The organism is Agrobacterium sp. H141 (assembly GCF_057158725.1).
In genome coordinates this window covers 2,261,363-2,276,910 of the sequence record NZ_CM169893.1, presented here as the reverse complement: position 1 = coordinate 2,276,910, position 15,548 = coordinate 2,261,363, and the positions used below count along the sequence as shown (strand labels likewise).

Below are 15,548 nucleotides of genomic sequence, written 5' to 3'. Positions count from 1 at the left end.
ATATGGTGCAGGCCGCATGGGTCTCGGCGCAGCACGTCAGTTGAAACTGAAGAAAATTATTGCCCGGGCATTACCAGACTGTGCCCCGCGCATCGACTTTTTCGACCCGCGTGACGATCCCGTCGCGATGAAACACGATGCGGTCGAACAGATTTGTAACGACGCAGGTGTGGTTGGGTATAATTTTGACGACCTGACCGATCTCTGCAAACGGCACCTGGCACCCCTGAAGGTCGATGACGGCATGTTCCTCGGATAGGGAGACGATCTGCGCTCCCGCGTAGTCGACAATCGTGCCGTAATCGGTGAAGCCGAGCAGGTCTGACGTGAGAGCCTTCGATCCGCAATCGAGGACCGCGCGATCGGGGGCCGGGCGGGAGACGACGGTTGCGAGGATCTGCATGGCCAGATCGTCGGTGGTGCAATGGCCAGCACGGACCATGCTGCGGTCGTTATAGACATAGGTGCCGGCACGGTGTTCGGTGGCCGACGGCACGAGATGGGCCGCAAACAGATCCGGCGATCCGCCACTGGAACGCACCGGGCAATCGATCCCCTTGTCCGACAGCAATTTCATGGTTTCGGCCATGAACCGCTCCACCTGTTCCGCGCCCCCGACCGCCGGATAGGTCATGATGCCGCCGAAGCGTAGCGCCGGCGCAGCCGCGATCTTCTCGGCAAGTGCCACCGCTGCCTGTGGCGTCTGGACGCCGCAGCGCTTGGCGCCGGTGTCACATTCGACAAGCACAGTGAGTGGCCTGTCCTCACCGAAGGTGGAGGCTAGTCCATCAACCGTGGTTTCGCTATCGGCGACGACGGCAAGCTTTCCAACGCGGTCATTCAGCGCCTTGAGTCGGGCAAGCTTGGTTGGACCCAGAATGTTATAGGTGATGAGGATGTCATCGAAGCCGGCATCGGCGAACGCTTCTGCCTCTGTGACCTTTTGGCAGTTGAGGCCAATTGCGCCCGCCTCGATTTGCTGACGGGCGACCGCGGCCATCTTGTGGGTCTTGATATGAGGGCGGAAACGCTTGCCATGCGAATTGCAATAGGCCTGGGCCCTGGCGATATTGGCGGCAAGCCGTTCCTCGTCGATAACGGGCATCGGCGTTGCGACCTGTTCAAGCGGCGTGCCGGGTTGGGGCCACGGATAGTTCATTGTCAGACCTCATTTGGGGGAGCTGTGCCATTGGTCAATGGAGACAGTTGATATCATCAGGCACAAGTATTTGCATTTTCGTCAGCATCGACAGTTACGTTGATGCTTTGCGTCATTATGCTATCAAAACAGGCGTCAGTGAAATTCATTTTCACGGACCCGCGCATTTTTTCGAGATCGCCGCTGAAGGAGACGACCGGATGGATCTGTTTCATGCCCTTTCCGACGAAGAGGGAAGGCTTTCCAGCCTTGAGACGAAGCTCGCACATTTCGCACTGGAAAATGTCGATTTCGTTGTCAACTCTTCCATCATCGATCTGGCCGAACGGGCCGGGGTCTCGCCGCCGACTGTCACGCGCTTTTGTCGTCGGCTTGGTTGTCAGGGCTATTCGGATTTCAAGGTGCAGCTTGCAAAACTGGCCTATGTCGGCTTGCGCTACCTGAAACCGGAGGCACCGACGGCGACGGCGGAAGAGGTTGCCCACGACATCGTTTCCAAGGCGCAGAACGCCCTTTTCGAGGTCCACCGCCAACTTGATCTCAAGGCAATCGATACGGCTGCGAGCATGCTCAGCAGCGCCGAGTTTATTCAGGCCTTCGGCGCCAGCGGCAATTCGGCGATGATCGTCAACGAATTGCACAATCGCCTGTTCCGTCTTGGCTGTCGTATCAATGCATCGAACGATCATGGCATGAACCTGATGATCTCGGCTGCCGCGCAGCCCGGCACCGTTGTGTTCGGCTCGTCATTCACCGGCCGGGACGAGGGCCTCGTCCATTGCCTTGAACTTTTGCGCCAGCAATCCATCCCGACAATCGTCATGACCCAGAACGACTCGCCTGTGGCGGCGGCAGCCGATGTGGTGATTGCGATCGAGATGCCGGAAGGCAAGAACATCTTTCGTCCGACATCCACCCGATATGCATATCTCGCAGCGATCGACATCCTCGCCAACATGGTGGCCTATGCCAGCCGCAACAGAGCACTGAAATCTCTGCGCTCCATCAAGGAGGAATTGGTGCGCAACCGCGATGGCGACGACCGCCAACTGCTTGGTGACTGATGAAAAAGGGGAGGAGGGGCGTTGGCCGCGTCCGGCGATAGGGAACACCACGTCTACACGATGGCCCTCTGACGCCACTTGTTTGAACAAGGCCGGACCAGGCGCGCTCCAGAAGAGTATGCGGCGGACCTTCCCCGGATTTCAGGCGTAAGCGCGCCTTGTTGCGCTTGGACTGTCCGTGTCGCCATCGCAAAACCAGCATCGGGCAAATTTCGAATAATGGTACAATTTAAAATTTCCTGGTGGAGCAAAAGTAATTTTGCAAACGGCGATCATTTGCCGCCCAAGTAAATACAGGAGATTAAAATGAAATTTGCTATAGCAGCAATCGGATTTGCATTGCTTTCGTCCACGAGTTCATTTGCACTCGATCCGATTCCGGGAAGCATTACATATGATGACGGATACGGATACCTTTCGAAGTCCCCTGTCGGTTCCGTGACGTCGCAGGATTTCTATAGTGGTGGGAATCACTATAGCGAATTGTACGTTCTCGGTGCCGACGGTCGTCTGAAACTGGTGTCGCGCCAGCAGAGAGATTCACACTAGCGTTCCAAGGACGCGACTGGAAAGCAGCACTCTCCAGAATCAGCGCTGCAGTCCATCGGCCTTACACAGTGCCCAGGCAGACTATTTCCAAAAACCATCGGGGGACCAGCAATTGGCCCCCCGATGGTGTTTTTGCGTTCTGCATCATGGTGCACTCCAATTTTGACAAAGCCCGCCGATGGCGAGAATGGCAAGTCGCCGATCAGGTCAACCGATTTGTGGTGAACGCCATACGCGGCCTGGTCGGCGTGGGGCTCTTCGAAAGGGGCGCAAACTACCCCACCGACTAGCCCGCCCCACGCAACCACCCTTCCGACCATCAACATTCAGACGGGGGCTTTGGGCGTCATTGTTCTGGTTCGAGCAAAGAATGCCAGACCGAGCGTCGACATCGCGGCTCCTGCCAGCATGATTGCAGGGTTCCCGAGGTTGGCAGCAATGACAGCTCCCCCCAGCGCCGCACCGGCTGCATTGCCCAGGTTGAAGGCGCCGATATTGACCGAGGACGCAAGGCTCGGCGCGTCCGCCGCAGCTGTTATGACCTGAATTTGCAGCGGCGGAACGAGAATGAAACTCGCAGTGCCCCATATGAAAATGATCACAGCTGTGGGCAGCGAATAGGGCATAAGGAACGAAAAGGCGATCAGGGCCGCTATGACCGTCGCAAATCCGGTCAACAGTGTCAGGTCAACGGAACGGTCGGCAAGTTTGCCACCCAACCAGTTGCCTGCTGTCAGTCCAAGACCATAGTTGACGAGCATCGCGGTAACGAAACCCGGCGAGGCATGGGTCGCGCCATGGAGGATGGGCACAATATAGGTAAAGACCGTAAACATGGCGCTTGCTGCGATGACCGTTAAGGCGAGCGCGCGCAGCACCGGTCCGCTTGTGAGCGCGCGCAACTCCTTTAGAGCGTTGCTTCCCACCGCAACCGGCAGAGCTGGAAGCGTAAGCCGCAGCGCCGCCATCGTGATGACGCCGAGCCCGGCGATACCCCAGAAGGAACTGCGCCAGCCCAGATAGCCTCCGGCCCAAGTGGCAAATGGTACGCCCGCCACATTGGAAAGTGACAATCCCATAAACATCATGGCGACTGCGCCGGCGCGCCGGTTGGCGGGGACGAGACCGGTGGCAACGACAGCCCCAACGCCAAAAAAGGCGCCTTGGCTAAGCGATGTGACGATGCGCGCGACCAGCAGTGCCGTATAGCTGCCGGATACCGCAGCAAGCACATTGCCGAACGTGAAGATGCCGATCAATGCGATCAGGAATGTTCTGCGCGCAACCTTGTCGGCCGCAAGTGTCATGAGCGGAGCGCCGAGGACCACCCCCAGCGCGTAGGCACTGACGAGAAGGCCAGCCCTGGGGATGGAAACGCCGATATCGGTCGCGATCACCGGCAGAAGTCCCATCGGTGCAAATTCGGTCACGCCGATGCTGAATGTGCCGAGGGCGAGAGCCAACAGGCCAAAATTATATCTCATTGGACGCACTCCTTCCCGTCGGCGGAATGCGGCTTCATTTTGGATTTCTGCCGATGGTCGAGCGGAGCAGTCAACGCGGTCCCAGTTTTCGGCAGCGCGTCGACCGCATCTGAAGTGGTGAGCAAGGAAGTAAGGGGCATTCACGGTCCTCCGATGGTTGAGATACCTTGGTTGAGTGGCTTTGCCGTCAGGTGATGATGTTGATCGGGCTTCCCCTGGCGTAAGCGCGCACCTGATCGAAGACGACTGCGAGACAGTCTTCGAATTCGTCAGTGGTTGCGTATCCAAGATGCGGCGTCGCAATCACACGCGGGTGAGAAAGCAGTGGCTCCAAGGCCGGATCTGTTGGGTCACGGTCAAAGAGGTCGATCGCTGCGAGACCTGGGCGTCCCGTTTGCAGCGCAGCCAGCAGCGTATGGGCTTCGAGGATTGTCGAACCACTGGTGTTCACGAGGATGCTGTCTGGACCCATGCCAGCAAGATCCTCGGCGGTAACGGAATGCATGGACCCGCCCGGCAGGCAAAGGTGAATCGACACCACATCGGATCCACAAAAGAATGCACCACGCGTATCGGGCACGGTGTATCCGGCCATACGCGCATGGCTGCGTCCGGCCTGCGAACCCCAGACATTTATGGACATGCCGAATGCCACGCCGTAGCAGGCGGTCAACTGGCCGATATCATTGAATCCCAATATACCAAGTCGTCGCCCTTGCAATGTCCGTCCAAGGGAGGTTTGCCAGCGACCTTCCTTTAACGCGGCTATCTGATCCGGCAGATATCGGGCGGCGGCCAGGATCAGCGCCCAGGTGAGTTCCGCTGTCGCGAATGATGGCTTCGATGCGCGGGTGGCGGATGTCACCAGAACATCGGCACTGCGGCATCCCTCAAGATCGATATGAGACGCGGGGCCCCACAGGCTGATCAGGCGCAAAGCAGGAAGTGCCGCGATGACGCGCTGGCCGATATGTGTCCGTTCCCGGATCAGAACAATCACTTCGGTTGCGACAAGGCGACGGATCAGAGTGTCCTCGTCGACAGCACTATCGGTCCAAATCTGGACGTCATGCCCGGCGAGTTTGCTGAAGCACTTTAGATTCCGAACAGAATTGGTCCAGTCGTCGAGGATCGTGATACGCATGCGAATATCTTGCGCATGCATTCGAATGAAAATTGTATCATTCTATCATTCCGAACGGGCACTATTCTGAAGAAGAAAGCAGAGCGATTGCGCGTTTGACATCCGCCGAATCCGACGCCCCGCGGAGTCTTGCAAGCAACCTTTCGATCATCCGCAATGCCTGTGTTTCCTGTCTTTCCAGTTGCATAGCAGCAAGATCATTGATGATGCGCAACTCCCAGTAACAGGCTTCCTGCGACCGGGCGAGATCAAGCGCCTTGTGCAGACGTGCCTCCGCTTCCGCCGAACTGATTGCACCTGCCTCAAACAGGTTCGCTGTATACCCGCGGAAAATTTCCGGTGCCGCCCAGGGTGAATTTCCGGCCTCGAAGCGCGCGCAGATCTCTGCTGTCACCAGATGGCGGTTGTAGGTGGCAAGGTCGTCGGCCATGAGCGGCTCGAGCACCAGTCTTGACACTTCATCAGGTCTGCTGGTCGCAGTCAGAAGGAGCTTGTGACCCCAATCAATCCAGTAATCCATCCCACTCTCAATGGCGACTTCGACAATGGCGTTCGCATAGCGCGTCATTCCAACTGTATCACCCGACCAGGCGGCAACCGGCACGGCCCCCATCGCCAGTCCCTGGCACAGGGGGTGGTTGCGAAATTGCTCGGCAAAAGCCAGGCAGTCATGGACGACTTCGACCGCGTTGTCGCACTCGCCCAACAGCCATAGAGAACGCGCCATAACCGCGCGCGCAGAGATCCGCGGGTCGACGCGTGTAAATGCCATATAAAGTGAAGAGCCGGTTGCCGCGGTCAGCACCGCTTGTCCGCATTCAACCGCTTCTCTGTGCCGGGCAAGATAGTGAAATGCCTGCGCCCGCATTCGTTCGGCCGATGCCACGAGGTACGGTTCTCCCGGCACGGCTGCAGTTATCTTAGCTGCTGTGGCAGCTTCCAGTGCCTTGTTCCAATCGGTCCGGCTGAACAGCATTCCGAAGTCGAAGTGAATGGCCTCGAATCTCTCTTTTGCATCCCCAGTCTGTAGCTGTAGCTGTGTTACGCGATCATAAACGCGCCTAAGCTCGATCGTGTCCCCCGAAGTGTGCTGCAGCAGATAAGCGAGCTCAGCATTGACGCGCAGTTCCAGAAACGGGTTTGGCGGCTCCAGCATCCGAACTTGGTCCGAGGCATACTCGATCCGCCCCAGATATTCTCGCAGCAATGCCAGCCGACTGGCGAGCGGCGAAGAAAGAGCCGAGAGTTCGATGCCCAGAACTACATTTCCCTCGCCGGAATACGTCCAATCAAGGGCAGCGCGGACATCGTCCATCCACCGGCCATAAGCCCTTACCCAATCCGCTTGTGCTGTATTGTGCCGATCATCCTTTGCCCTCAGGAGAATCTCCCGGCACAATAAAGCATGCCGACCGGCAATATCGTTATGCTCGCCAGACTTTAGAAGTTTCTCACTCGCGTAGGCGCGCGTCGTCTCCAGCAAGCGATAATAATCCTCTCCGTCAACCGTCTCAACGGTCACCATGGACTTTCCGACAAGTTCGAAAAGGCTATCGGCAGCTTCCCCCTCGTTCATGTCGCCGAAACCAGCGACCGCAAACACAGCTTCGAGCGTGAAGCTGTTCCGGAAAATCGACAGGCGATTGAGCGTAATTCGGTCACGGGAATCGAGCAACTGGTAACTCCAGTCCAATGTCGCACGCAGCGTTTGCTGATGCGGCTTGGCTGTCCGTTTGCCAGGACCTAGCAATTCCAGCCGATCTGGCAGGAGTGCAGCCAGTGATCGAACATTCAGACGGTCGACGCGTGCCGCAGCAAGCTCAATCGCGAGCGGTATTCCGTCGAGACTTCGGCATATTTTGGCCACATGCGCGGCGTCTTCGTCGGACATCACGAACAGATCTCGGCAGGCAATAGCCCGCTCAACGAACAATTCAATGGCCGAATAGGCAATCGCTTCATCGGCCATCAAGCTGTCCGATTGAGGTGGTGAATCGAGCGGTGCCAGACGATGGATCCACTCGCCGTCGACGCGAAGTGCTTCGCGGCTGGTACACAACATATGAACACGCGGCGCGCCCCGCAGGATCTCCTCGACCAGCTCAGCGGCCCTTTCGATCACGTGCTCGCAATTGTCAAGGACCACGAGCACGTGGCGATCAGATAGCCATTCCAAAATCTGATCCATTGGCTCGGCCATCGTCAGCCTGAGATTGAATGCCTTGGTCAGCGCGGACACAATGGTTGAGGCGTCCGGGATTGTTGCAAGATCCACAAAATAAACACCGTCCTCGTAAGCATTTTCCAAACGTTCGGCCAATGTCATCGACAGGCTGGTCTTGCCGATGCCTCCCGGACCGACAATCGTCAGGAGGCGGCGATGCGGCATGTGAACGAGAAGTTTTGTCAGCACAGGTTCGCGACCGATCAGCCCGGAAAGGCGGTTCGGAAGGTTCTTGTTGGGCATTGCGCTCGGGGGCAGGGCCACCGGAACAAAGGCCGGGTTCGGTGGCTGCACCTGTTCGGAGTCGATAGGACAAGCATTGTCGCAGACGACCGGCAAGGTGAAACTATATCCCCTGCCGGTAACATTGACGATCATGCGACCGGCAGTCCCATTGTCACCGAGGGCACGCCGCAAGGAAGCCATCTGCACCCGCAGATTGGATTCACTTACCGTCGATGTCGGCCAGATACGTGCGATTAACACGTCGTTGCTCAAGAATGTTCCGGCATTCTCCACAAGCGCGTACAGAAGGTCGAACTCCCGGCCCCTCAGCTGAACTTCCGTGTTGGCCCTGAAAAATTGCCGACGTGTGGGAAATAAGCAGCAATCGGAAAACGATAAGCAAGGCTCTAACGGGACCGGTAACCCGGATCGGTCGCCTTCCTGTTCGTTAAGCGATGGCATTTGCTCATCTTTCATCAGTTCCCCGAGATGAAGGTCTGCGAGGTAGTGAGGCTTCGGTGCTCTTCGTCCCTGCCGAACAGGTCGGTGTCTGGATCAGCACAACGCATTGGATATGTTGACAAGCAGATCATCACTCATCGTCGCCACGGTCTCAAGTGTCATTTTGCGGCATCGCTGAGCGGTGCACTCGCTTTCCTTCGGGGAAGCAGTTCGCCGAGAAGCCGAGACGCGGTCGCCTGTGCCTCGGATATGCCGATTACGCGCAGTCGTTCAAGTGGAATCGGTCGCGATCGTCTCCATCCCGGGCCTGTCGCAAGTGGTCAAACTTGCCACTGCCCTCGGCGGACTTTCTGGCCATTGGACCAACCGGCCACGATCTCCAGGTGCGTCACCTTATCCCAGAAGGAAAAAATACGCCTCCTCGTCTCAATCTCCGCCAGGCTCCTGGCGGTAAACCCGCCCGACGGGAGAAGACCCTTGAGAAATGAGCCTGGTCGGCAAAGCCGCAGGCGAGTGCGATCTGTGCAATTGGGTCGTCACCTTTACTTAGAAGTTCCATCGCGCGATCGATCCGGTGTCGCATGATAAAGGCGTGTGGCGCCACACCGAAGGTACCGCGGAAGGCACGATAGAAATAACTGGCGCTCAACCGCGTTTGCCCAGCAAGCGCCTCGATACGGATTGGTTCTTCCAAGTGTTCTTCGATATAGCTCTTGATGCGCTTCTTCTGCCAAGGTGCAAGGAAATAACATTCATCTTCTTGCCTTTCGCGCGATGTCTGCAGGATTGCGAGCAAGACCAAAACCTCGTCGAGCCGAAGCCGTGTTGCGTCGGGATCGCGCACCACCAGTGAAGCGGCATCTTTAAGTAAAAGCTCTATTTGGGTAGCGCTAATATTGGCTTCGATACAGTTATTCTCGGGTGATATGTTCATCGATCATGCTCCATTCAATTTCAGGTCGAACTATTGTTGAAACTGGGTGCGATTGTTCGATGGCAGGGTGAGAAGAGGCAAATCATTACATGCGAAATTTTGTTAAATATCGCTGTATTTGCTCTCGTTCTATTGTGAGATACCAGGTTCTGGATCAGAAATGACAGGCCTGTTTAATGGGCCTGCTTTGGAGGCATCAATGGTTTACTCCGCTTCACATTCTGACAAAGAAAAGAGCGATACCGGCATGTACGGTGAGCGGCCAACGCTCACAGCCCATCATTTCCTGCTATACTTGGTCTGTGCCCTGGGCTTTATGGTTGATATCGGAGAAATCGCCATTTCCAGTGCATTTGGCGCAATCTTTTCCGTGCCATCGAGTAGCGGAATGGCAGGAAATGGATTGCTTTCAGTGCTCCTGTCGGCACCATATGTCGGCGCGACATTCGGCGCACTCGGCTTCGGTCAACTGGCGCGCCGGTTCTCTATTCGGGTATCTCTGGCCGGTGCCATGGCGCTGCTCACGGTGACCTCCCTTGGCGCCACTTTCTCTCAAGACATTGAGATGTTGATCGTTATGCGGGCCCTGAGCGGGCTTGCCATCGGCGCATTCCCACCCCTTGCCATCGCTTTCCTGGCTGACCACACCCCCGGTCGCTGGCGTGCAGCGGTTACGCTCACAGTAACGGCTATCGGAACCCTTGGTGCCCCTTTGATGATCTATGCCACGCGTCATTTCACCCAGAACCCCGTCTATGGGTTTGAAGGTTGGAGGGTGGCACTGTTTTTCGGAGCGATGATGTCGCTGGCAGTCAGTGTCGGGTTCAGCGCACTGCGCAAGTCAGATAATCGCGCCGCAACACGGGCGCGGATCGAGCCAGCCTCTCCCAATCCTGCGGGACAAGGAAACAGTAAAATGACCACCTTCCTTATCCTTCCCGTTCTATATGCTGTCGTCCCTTGGGCAGGAGTAGGGTTTCCGCTCCTGAGCGGTGCAATCCTCGTCAACAAGGGTTTTAATCTGAACGACACACTGCTTTTTGTAACGGCCATGAGTTTCGGCCCTGCCGTTGGCACTGTTTTGTCCGGCTTCATGGTCGACCGGATTTCGAGACGTAGCGCCGTGTTTTTGACACTGGTCGGAGGAGCCATTTCGCTGGTTCTGTTCGGAATCGGCAATCAACCCTGGCTTCTGGGCGTTTCGTCAGTCTTGTTCGGGTTTTCCATGGGTCTCTTTCTCGCAATCCTGAGCCTCTACGCTGCGGAGTTCTTTTCCGCAGAAAAGCGTGTCATCGCGACAACAAGGCTGTGGGCAATGAATCGGGTCAGCGTCATTTTCGCTCCGCTCGTTCTTCTTCCTCTGCTTCACGGCGCCGGCCCATGGACGCTGCTTCTCACCCTGGCACTGGTCTTGTGTTGTTCGGCCGCACTGACATGGCTCGCACCGGCAGGGCGTGCGGGCGAAGAACTTGCCTGATACAAAGCAAGAAAGCGTCACCGGCAACCGGCAACGCTTTCCTAGATCGCCCTGATCGGCTGGTATCGTCCTGACAGTGAAGAAGGATACCTTCGGCCGGATAGAGGAGGGGACGCCCCTAATTCTTTGCGAGAAAAGTCTTCACAATCCGAATTGTTGCAACCGGGTTTTCTTCCATGATCCAGTGACCCGAGGCGGGCACAATCCCCTCCTCTACATTTATCGCAGTAGCTCTCATGACAGTCGCCATAACCGGGCCAAATGACTGCTCGCCCCCAATCGCCAATACCGGCATGTCGAGTTTACCGTGTTTGGCCAGGAGGGCGCGGTTATCGACGGCATCCTGATCGAAAGCTGCGAATTGCGCAAAGCCTGCATGCATATTGCCGGGGCGGGCGTAGAGCGCGGCGTAATGGCGTCGGGAATCTTCGTCAAAGTTTGCCGGATTGGCCGAGAAATCATTCCAGAAACGGTCGAGATAGATGCGTTCGCGCCCGGCAACGAGGCGCTCCATATCCGGACCGCCGAAGCGGAAGTGCCAGAGCAGGGGATTCTTGAGAACCTCTTCCCACGGACCGATGCCCGGGACCGGCGCATCGATCACGACAAGCTGGTTCACCCGTTTGGGAAACTGCATCGCAAGAGAATAGGCCACCATGTTGCCGATATCGTGGGCGATAACGACGGTGTCCTTCACATCCAGCCTGTCGAGGATGCCGGCCATGTCGACCGCTTCATTCTTCTTCTCGAAGCCTGATGTGGCCGGTGCAGACAGTCCCATGCCGCGCAGATCCGGCACGATGACGGTGTATTCGCTCGAAAGATCGGTTGCCATCTGCGCCCACATGTCGCCGGTTTCTCCATAGCCGTGGAGCAGCAACACCGCCGGCCCGTGTCCCCCTACTCGTGTGTGGATTGTTGTTCCGTTGGTGGCGATCTCCTCTATATGGAACGATGGGGGGAAGGACACCATCGGCGCGGCGCGCACGATTGCGCCGGATGCTGAGGCGAGGATGGCTGTCGCCAGGGTCATTGCGGCTGCGATTAGCTTTAACATGATCAATTTCCTTCGGTCGGCTTGCACTAGCGTTGCGCTGTTTCAAGGTTTGGGCGATCGCCTGCTGCGCCAAGCGGAGCGCGGTTATCGAACCAGGCAGATTGGCGACCCTGAGCGAGCTGCAAGGCAAGCTCGGCCACCCGGCGTCCCAGATGTTCCGCTGTCTTCAGATCGGCTGTCGGCGGCGCAGCTCTGGCATCTTCGTCCGCGTTGGATTGCGCTGCAGCGCCGAGGAAAAAGCCGAGCCGGTTAAGATCCTCTTCTGATCCCGCAGAACTGTTGTTGCCAGGAGGCAGACCGAGACCGACCCAATACATACCGTGCTGCGCGGCGAAGATTGATAGCTGCTGGAGTGTGGCGAGCTTGTCACCGGAGCGGGCAGCAGAGTTTGTGAAACCTGCGGCAATCTTGTCCTTCCAAAGAAACCCGGCGCCGAAGACCTTGCTTGAGGTCGCGTCCTCGAAGGCTTTGAACTGGGCGGAGGGGCCTCCCATATAGGTCGGGCTACCGAAAATCAGTGCATCGCTTCCAGCCAATTCATCCCAGGGCACCTCCGTCCCATCGAGGGCAACAAGCAAGGTTTGAGCGCCAGCCGATGCGCTGCCTCGCGCTACTGCGGCGGCTTGGGACGCTGTGTGTCCATAGCCAGAGTGATAGATGATAGCCACTTTTGCTTTCGTCATTTGAACCTCCTATTGGATCGCAGAATTCAAATGACACGTCAGACGATCGGTCGCTTGACGATCTCTGTTGGGTTTGTCTCGTTCTCGATGTTCATTGCGAGGGGAGATGAAAAGAGCCGGATGCTGGGCTTGTTGGCGGCCCGAAGCCAGCTTATTGCGGTCGACGAGCTGAGTGCTTTGCCTCTTTGTCGGAAAGATCCGCTGACAGCGGCTCACGCTTCGGCGCCCATTCGCGAGCGCCTGCGGCCAGTCTCCTTCAATGAAATTTGAGCACAGACATTCTGCGCTGCCTTCCAAGGAATGGCATCACCCATGCAACAGATCGAGATGCCGTTAAAAGTGTCCTGTTCAAACGAGCAGGGAAAAAGACAATCCAGCGACGAACGGACGTGAAAGTCTTGAAGACGTCAACCAGGGCCTCCTGTTGAGCCCCTTCTAGCAGGAGACACATCTTCATGAGGGATATCTTCAATTTCCATCTTTCCCGTCGGCAGGCCCTCAAGGCAAGCGCCACAGCTTCATTCGTGATTGCTGCACCCGCTCTTGCGGCCGCCGAAGTGGCCCCCATACAACAAGGAAATTTTCCAATGAATGAGAGCTATGTGAAAACCAAAGACGGTGTCGAAATCTATTTCAAGGACTGGGGGCCCAAGGACGCTCAGCCAATCGTCTTCCATCATGGCTGGCCACTGTCGTCCGATGATTGGGACGCGCAAATGCTGTTCTTCCTGCAACAGGGCTACCGCGTCGTCGCCCATGACAGACGTGGCCACGGACGCTCGCAACAGGTCTCCGAGGGTCATGACATGGATCACTATGCCGCCGACGCGTCGGCCGTGTTCGAGGCGCTGGACCTCAGGAACTCAGTCCACATTGGCCATTCCACAGGTGGCGGTGAAGTCGCGCGCTATGTTGCCAAATTCGGCGAACCGCAGGGCCGTGTCGCCAAGGCGGTGCTGGTCAGTGCGGTGCCTCCAATCATGCTCAAGACCACCACCAATCCGGGCGGTTTGCCAATCGAGGTTTTCGACGGGATTCGCCAGGCTGTTGCAGCAAATCGCTCCCAATTCTTCGCCGATTTCCCCGCAGGCCCTTTCTACGGGTTCAATCGCGAGGGTGCCAAGGTGCTTCCGGGAGTGATTCAGAACTGGTGGCGTCAGGGCATGGCGGGTGGCGCCAAGGCACACTATGACGGCATCAAAGCGTTCTCGGAAACGGACCAGACCGAAGACCTGAGGTCGATATCTGTGCCGACGCTCGTCATGCACGGAAAGGACGACCAGGTCGTTCCGATTGATACAAGCGCCATGCTTTCCGTGAAGCTGCTCCAGAACGGCTCACTGAAGGTCTATGAGGGTTATTCGCACGGTATGCTGACGGTCAACGCGGATGTGTTGAATCCGGATCTGCTGGCATTCGTCAAAGCCTGAGCGGGAGGATCTCGCACCGTCTATCGGTCACCCTGCTCATCCCCGGGCGACCGGCAGCATCCTCCCCGCCTGTGCTGCCGGTCCCAAAACCTGGAAACGGGCGGAGTAGGGGGCGAGCCCTTTGTCATGCGGCGGCAGGCTGGAACTGTCGCCAGCGCCGGTCGCGACCTGACTTTTTCAAAAATTTACATCAATTTACTAGCGCTCGGTCGGCGCTGGACCTGAGTATCCGTCCACGTAACCGGAGTGGGGGTGGAACGTGACTGGAAACGACGACGCAACGACAGTGGCGACCCGCGAGCTGCAACTTAACAATCTGCCATTGACGCGCCTGCACATATTCATCCTTCTTGTTTGCGCTATCGGCTTTTCCTTCGATCTCGCCGAAATCGCCTTTGGCGGCATTCTTTCTGCGATCTTTTCTTCGCCGCCCAATGTCGTCGACCAAAGACTGTTGGCCTGGCTTCTCGCCTCAGCCTATATCGGTGCCATCGGCGGCGTGCCTGTGCTGGGATGGTTGGCCGACCGATACGGTCGCCAACGCGTGCTCTTTTGGTCGCTGATCATCTTGACCGCCACCTCGATTGGCGCGGGCTTCAGTTCCAGCATTGAAACGCTGATCCTGTTTCGCGGTCTTTCGGGATTTGCTCTCGGTGCCTATCCTCCTCTGATGATTGCTTTCATGACTGATATTTTCCCAGCGTCACGACGCGGCCGACTGGTCCTGATCGCCGTGGCCATCGGATATCTCGGACCGCCAGGCCTCATCTTCATGGTACGCGGTCTTGGCAGCGCGATGCCGTTCGGCCTCGAAGCCTGGCGCTGGGCGTTCCTGGCCGCAGGCGCCGGTGCAGCCGTCAGCGCTTTCCTGTTCCGTTTCGTCCCGGAATCCCCCCGCTGGCTGCTGACCCAAGGGCGTGTGGCTGAGGCCGAAGCGGTCTTGGCGCGGTTCACCGCCTCACCGGCGATCGGTCGGGCAGTGCCGGCAACGCATTTGGTAAAAGAGACTTCGCCCCGCCAGTCTATGTCGAATTCGGCTTTCGTGAGGAGCCTGGTATTCCTGATCGTCGCCTATTTGCTGATGCCGTGGGCCACGGTGGGGTTCAGCACATTATCGGGAGCGGTGCTGGTGGAAAAAGGCATCAATCCGCGCGATTCGATCCTCTATGTTGGCGTCTCGACATTCGGGCCGCTGATTGGCACGATTATCGGTGGTTTCGTAGTGGATCGCGTCGAAAGACGATCAGCCCTCATACTACTGGCGATCGGAATGGGTGCGCTCGGGATCCTATTCGCGATTGTCAACAACCCGATCGCGCTGATGTCTACAGGCTTGCTGTTCAACCTGCTTGTGAACCTATTCACACCGATTATAGTGCTTTATGCAGCTGAAATGTTCACCACTGATCGCCGCGCGCAGGGCGCTTCGTGGGGCTGGGCCGCGAACCGTTTCGCTTCCGCGCTGGTGCCGCTTGCATTGCTGCCACTGCTTCATGCTCAGGGGCCGCTCGCAATGTTCTTGGTGATCGCAGGTACACTTATGGCCTTTGTAACGGTGGTGGCGATGTTCGGTCCACGCGGGGAGGCAGGCCGCGTCGTCGCCTGACGCCCAAGCGTCTCCCGCTTGCGCGGCGCCAATCGTACCGGCGCCTCCCT

13 protein-coding genes are annotated in these 15,548 nt (G+C 57.4%); 5 read left to right on the top strand and 8 right to left on the bottom strand.

The window, feature by feature from the left end; translation table 11 throughout:
* Positions 1-70: 70 nt before the first annotated feature.
* Both ACWPM9_RS10395 and ACWPM9_RS10390 read right to left on the bottom strand, forming a co-directional pair.
* Positions 71-1,159, bottom strand: a complete 1,089-nt coding sequence (locus ACWPM9_RS10395; RefSeq protein WP_484755055.1) for a D-TA family PLP-dependent enzyme — start codon at positions 1,157-1,159, stop codon at positions 71-73.
* A gap of 56 nt (positions 1,160-1,215) precedes the next feature.
* Positions 1,216-1,374, bottom strand: coding sequence for a hypothetical protein (locus tag ACWPM9_RS10390; protein ID WP_428186718.1), 159 nt, complete (start codon positions 1,372-1,374; stop codon positions 1,216-1,218).
* Between ACWPM9_RS10390 and ACWPM9_RS10385 the strand changes: the two genes are divergently transcribed.
* Positions 1,360-2,223 carry a MurR/RpiR family transcriptional regulator gene (locus ACWPM9_RS10385; RefSeq protein WP_484755054.1) on the top strand — a complete coding sequence of 288 codons (864 nt, stop codon included), beginning with the start codon at positions 1,360-1,362 and terminating at the stop codon, positions 2,221-2,223. The two genes, ACWPM9_RS10390 and ACWPM9_RS10385, sit on opposite strands and share 15 nt — an antisense overlap.
* Positions 2,224-3,098: 875 nt before the next feature.
* Here the strand turns inward: ACWPM9_RS10385 and ACWPM9_RS10380 are convergent.
* The 4 genes from ACWPM9_RS10380 to ACWPM9_RS10365 form a co-directional block, all read right to left on the bottom strand.
* Positions 3,099-4,256 (bottom strand): MFS transporter, encoded by a 1,158-nt coding sequence (locus ACWPM9_RS10380; RefSeq protein WP_484755053.1) that lies wholly within the window; start codon positions 4,254-4,256, stop codon positions 3,099-3,101.
* Between the two features lie 187 nt (positions 4,257-4,443).
* On the bottom strand, positions 4,444-5,400 hold the full coding sequence (locus ACWPM9_RS10375) for an NAD(P)-dependent oxidoreductase (protein WP_484755052.1): 957 nt from the start codon (positions 5,398-5,400) through the stop codon (positions 4,444-4,446).
* A gap of 61 nt (positions 5,401-5,461) precedes the next feature.
* Positions 5,462-8,326 (bottom strand): ATP-binding protein, encoded by a 2,865-nt coding sequence (locus ACWPM9_RS10370; protein ID WP_484755051.1) that lies wholly within the window; start codon positions 8,324-8,326, stop codon positions 5,462-5,464.
* Positions 8,327-8,699: 373 nt separating this feature from the next.
* Positions 8,700-9,245, bottom strand: a complete 546-nt coding sequence (locus ACWPM9_RS10365) for a helix-turn-helix domain-containing protein (protein WP_484755050.1) — start codon at positions 9,243-9,245, stop codon at positions 8,700-8,702.
* A gap of 199 nt (positions 9,246-9,444) precedes the next feature.
* Here ACWPM9_RS10365 and ACWPM9_RS10360 point away from each other — a divergent pair, with 199 nt between their 5' ends.
* The gene (locus ACWPM9_RS10360) at positions 9,445-10,722 is read left to right on the top strand and encodes an MFS transporter (protein ID WP_484755049.1); all 1,278 of its coding nucleotides are present in this window, start codon (positions 9,445-9,447) and stop codon (positions 10,720-10,722) included.
* A gap of 118 nt (positions 10,723-10,840) precedes the next feature.
* On the opposite strand, the gene ACWPM9_RS10355 is transcribed toward ACWPM9_RS10360, so the two are convergent.
* Entirely contained in the window at positions 10,841-11,779 is a 939-nt protein-coding gene (locus tag ACWPM9_RS10355; protein WP_484755048.1) for an alpha/beta fold hydrolase, read from the bottom strand.
* 26 nt (positions 11,780-11,805) lie between these two features.
* Positions 11,806-12,462 (bottom strand): flavodoxin family protein, encoded by a 657-nt coding sequence (locus ACWPM9_RS10350; protein ID WP_484755047.1) that lies wholly within the window; start codon positions 12,460-12,462, stop codon positions 11,806-11,808.
* Between the two features lie 54 nt (positions 12,463-12,516).
* Between ACWPM9_RS10350 and ACWPM9_RS10345 the strand changes: the two genes are divergently transcribed.
* The 3 genes from ACWPM9_RS10345 (at position 12,517) to ACWPM9_RS10335 (ending at position 15,498) form a co-directional block, all read left to right on the top strand.
* Positions 12,517-12,732, top strand: a complete 216-nt coding sequence (locus ACWPM9_RS10345; protein ID WP_484755046.1) for a hypothetical protein — start codon at positions 12,517-12,519, stop codon at positions 12,730-12,732.
* 185 nt (positions 12,733-12,917) lie between these two features.
* Positions 12,918-13,892 carry an alpha/beta fold hydrolase gene (locus ACWPM9_RS10340; protein ID WP_484755045.1) on the top strand — a complete coding sequence of 325 codons (975 nt, stop codon included), beginning with the start codon at positions 12,918-12,920 and terminating at the stop codon, positions 13,890-13,892.
* 259 nt (positions 13,893-14,151) lie between these two features.
* Positions 14,152-15,498 carry an MFS transporter gene (locus ACWPM9_RS10335; RefSeq protein WP_484755044.1) on the top strand — a complete coding sequence of 449 codons (1,347 nt, stop codon included), beginning with the start codon at positions 14,152-14,154 and terminating at the stop codon, positions 15,496-15,498.
* The last annotated feature ends 50 nt before the right edge of the window (positions 15,499-15,548 follow it).

What these genes read in the sequence shown, in the direction of transcription:
- ACWPM9_RS10395 (WP_484755055.1), bottom strand. Translation starts at nt 1,159, where the DNA reads ATGAACTATCCGTGGCCCCAACCCGGCACGCCGCTTGAACAGGTCGCA.
- ACWPM9_RS10385 (WP_484755054.1), top strand. Translation starts at nt 1,360, where the DNA reads ATGGATCTGTTTCATGCCCTTTCCGACGAAGAGGGAAGGCTTTCCAGC.
- ACWPM9_RS10390 (WP_428186718.1), bottom strand. Translation starts at nt 1,374, where the DNA reads ATGAAACAGATCCATCCGGTCGTCTCCTTCAGCGGCGATCTCGAAAAA.
- ACWPM9_RS10380 (WP_484755053.1), bottom strand. Translation starts at nt 4,256, where the DNA reads ATGAGATATAATTTTGGCCTGTTGGCTCTCGCCCTCGGCACATTCAGC.
- ACWPM9_RS10375 (WP_484755052.1), bottom strand. Translation starts at nt 5,400, where the DNA reads ATGCGTATCACGATCCTCGACGACTGGACCAATTCTGTTCGGAATCTA.
- ACWPM9_RS10370 (WP_484755051.1), bottom strand. Translation starts at nt 8,326, where the DNA reads ATGAAAGATGAGCAAATGCCATCGCTTAACGAACAGGAAGGCGACCGA.
- ACWPM9_RS10365 (WP_484755050.1), bottom strand. Translation starts at nt 9,245, where the DNA reads ATGAACATATCACCCGAGAATAACTGTATCGAAGCCAATATTAGCGCT.
- ACWPM9_RS10360 (WP_484755049.1), top strand. Translation starts at nt 9,445, where the DNA reads ATGGTTTACTCCGCTTCACATTCTGACAAAGAAAAGAGCGATACCGGC.
- ACWPM9_RS10355 (WP_484755048.1), bottom strand. Translation starts at nt 11,779, where the DNA reads ATGTTAAAGCTAATCGCAGCCGCAATGACCCTGGCGACAGCCATCCTC.
- ACWPM9_RS10350 (WP_484755047.1), bottom strand. Translation starts at nt 12,462, where the DNA reads ATGACGAAAGCAAAAGTGGCTATCATCTATCACTCTGGCTATGGACAC.
- ACWPM9_RS10340 (WP_484755045.1), top strand. Translation starts at nt 12,918, where the DNA reads ATGAGGGATATCTTCAATTTCCATCTTTCCCGTCGGCAGGCCCTCAAG.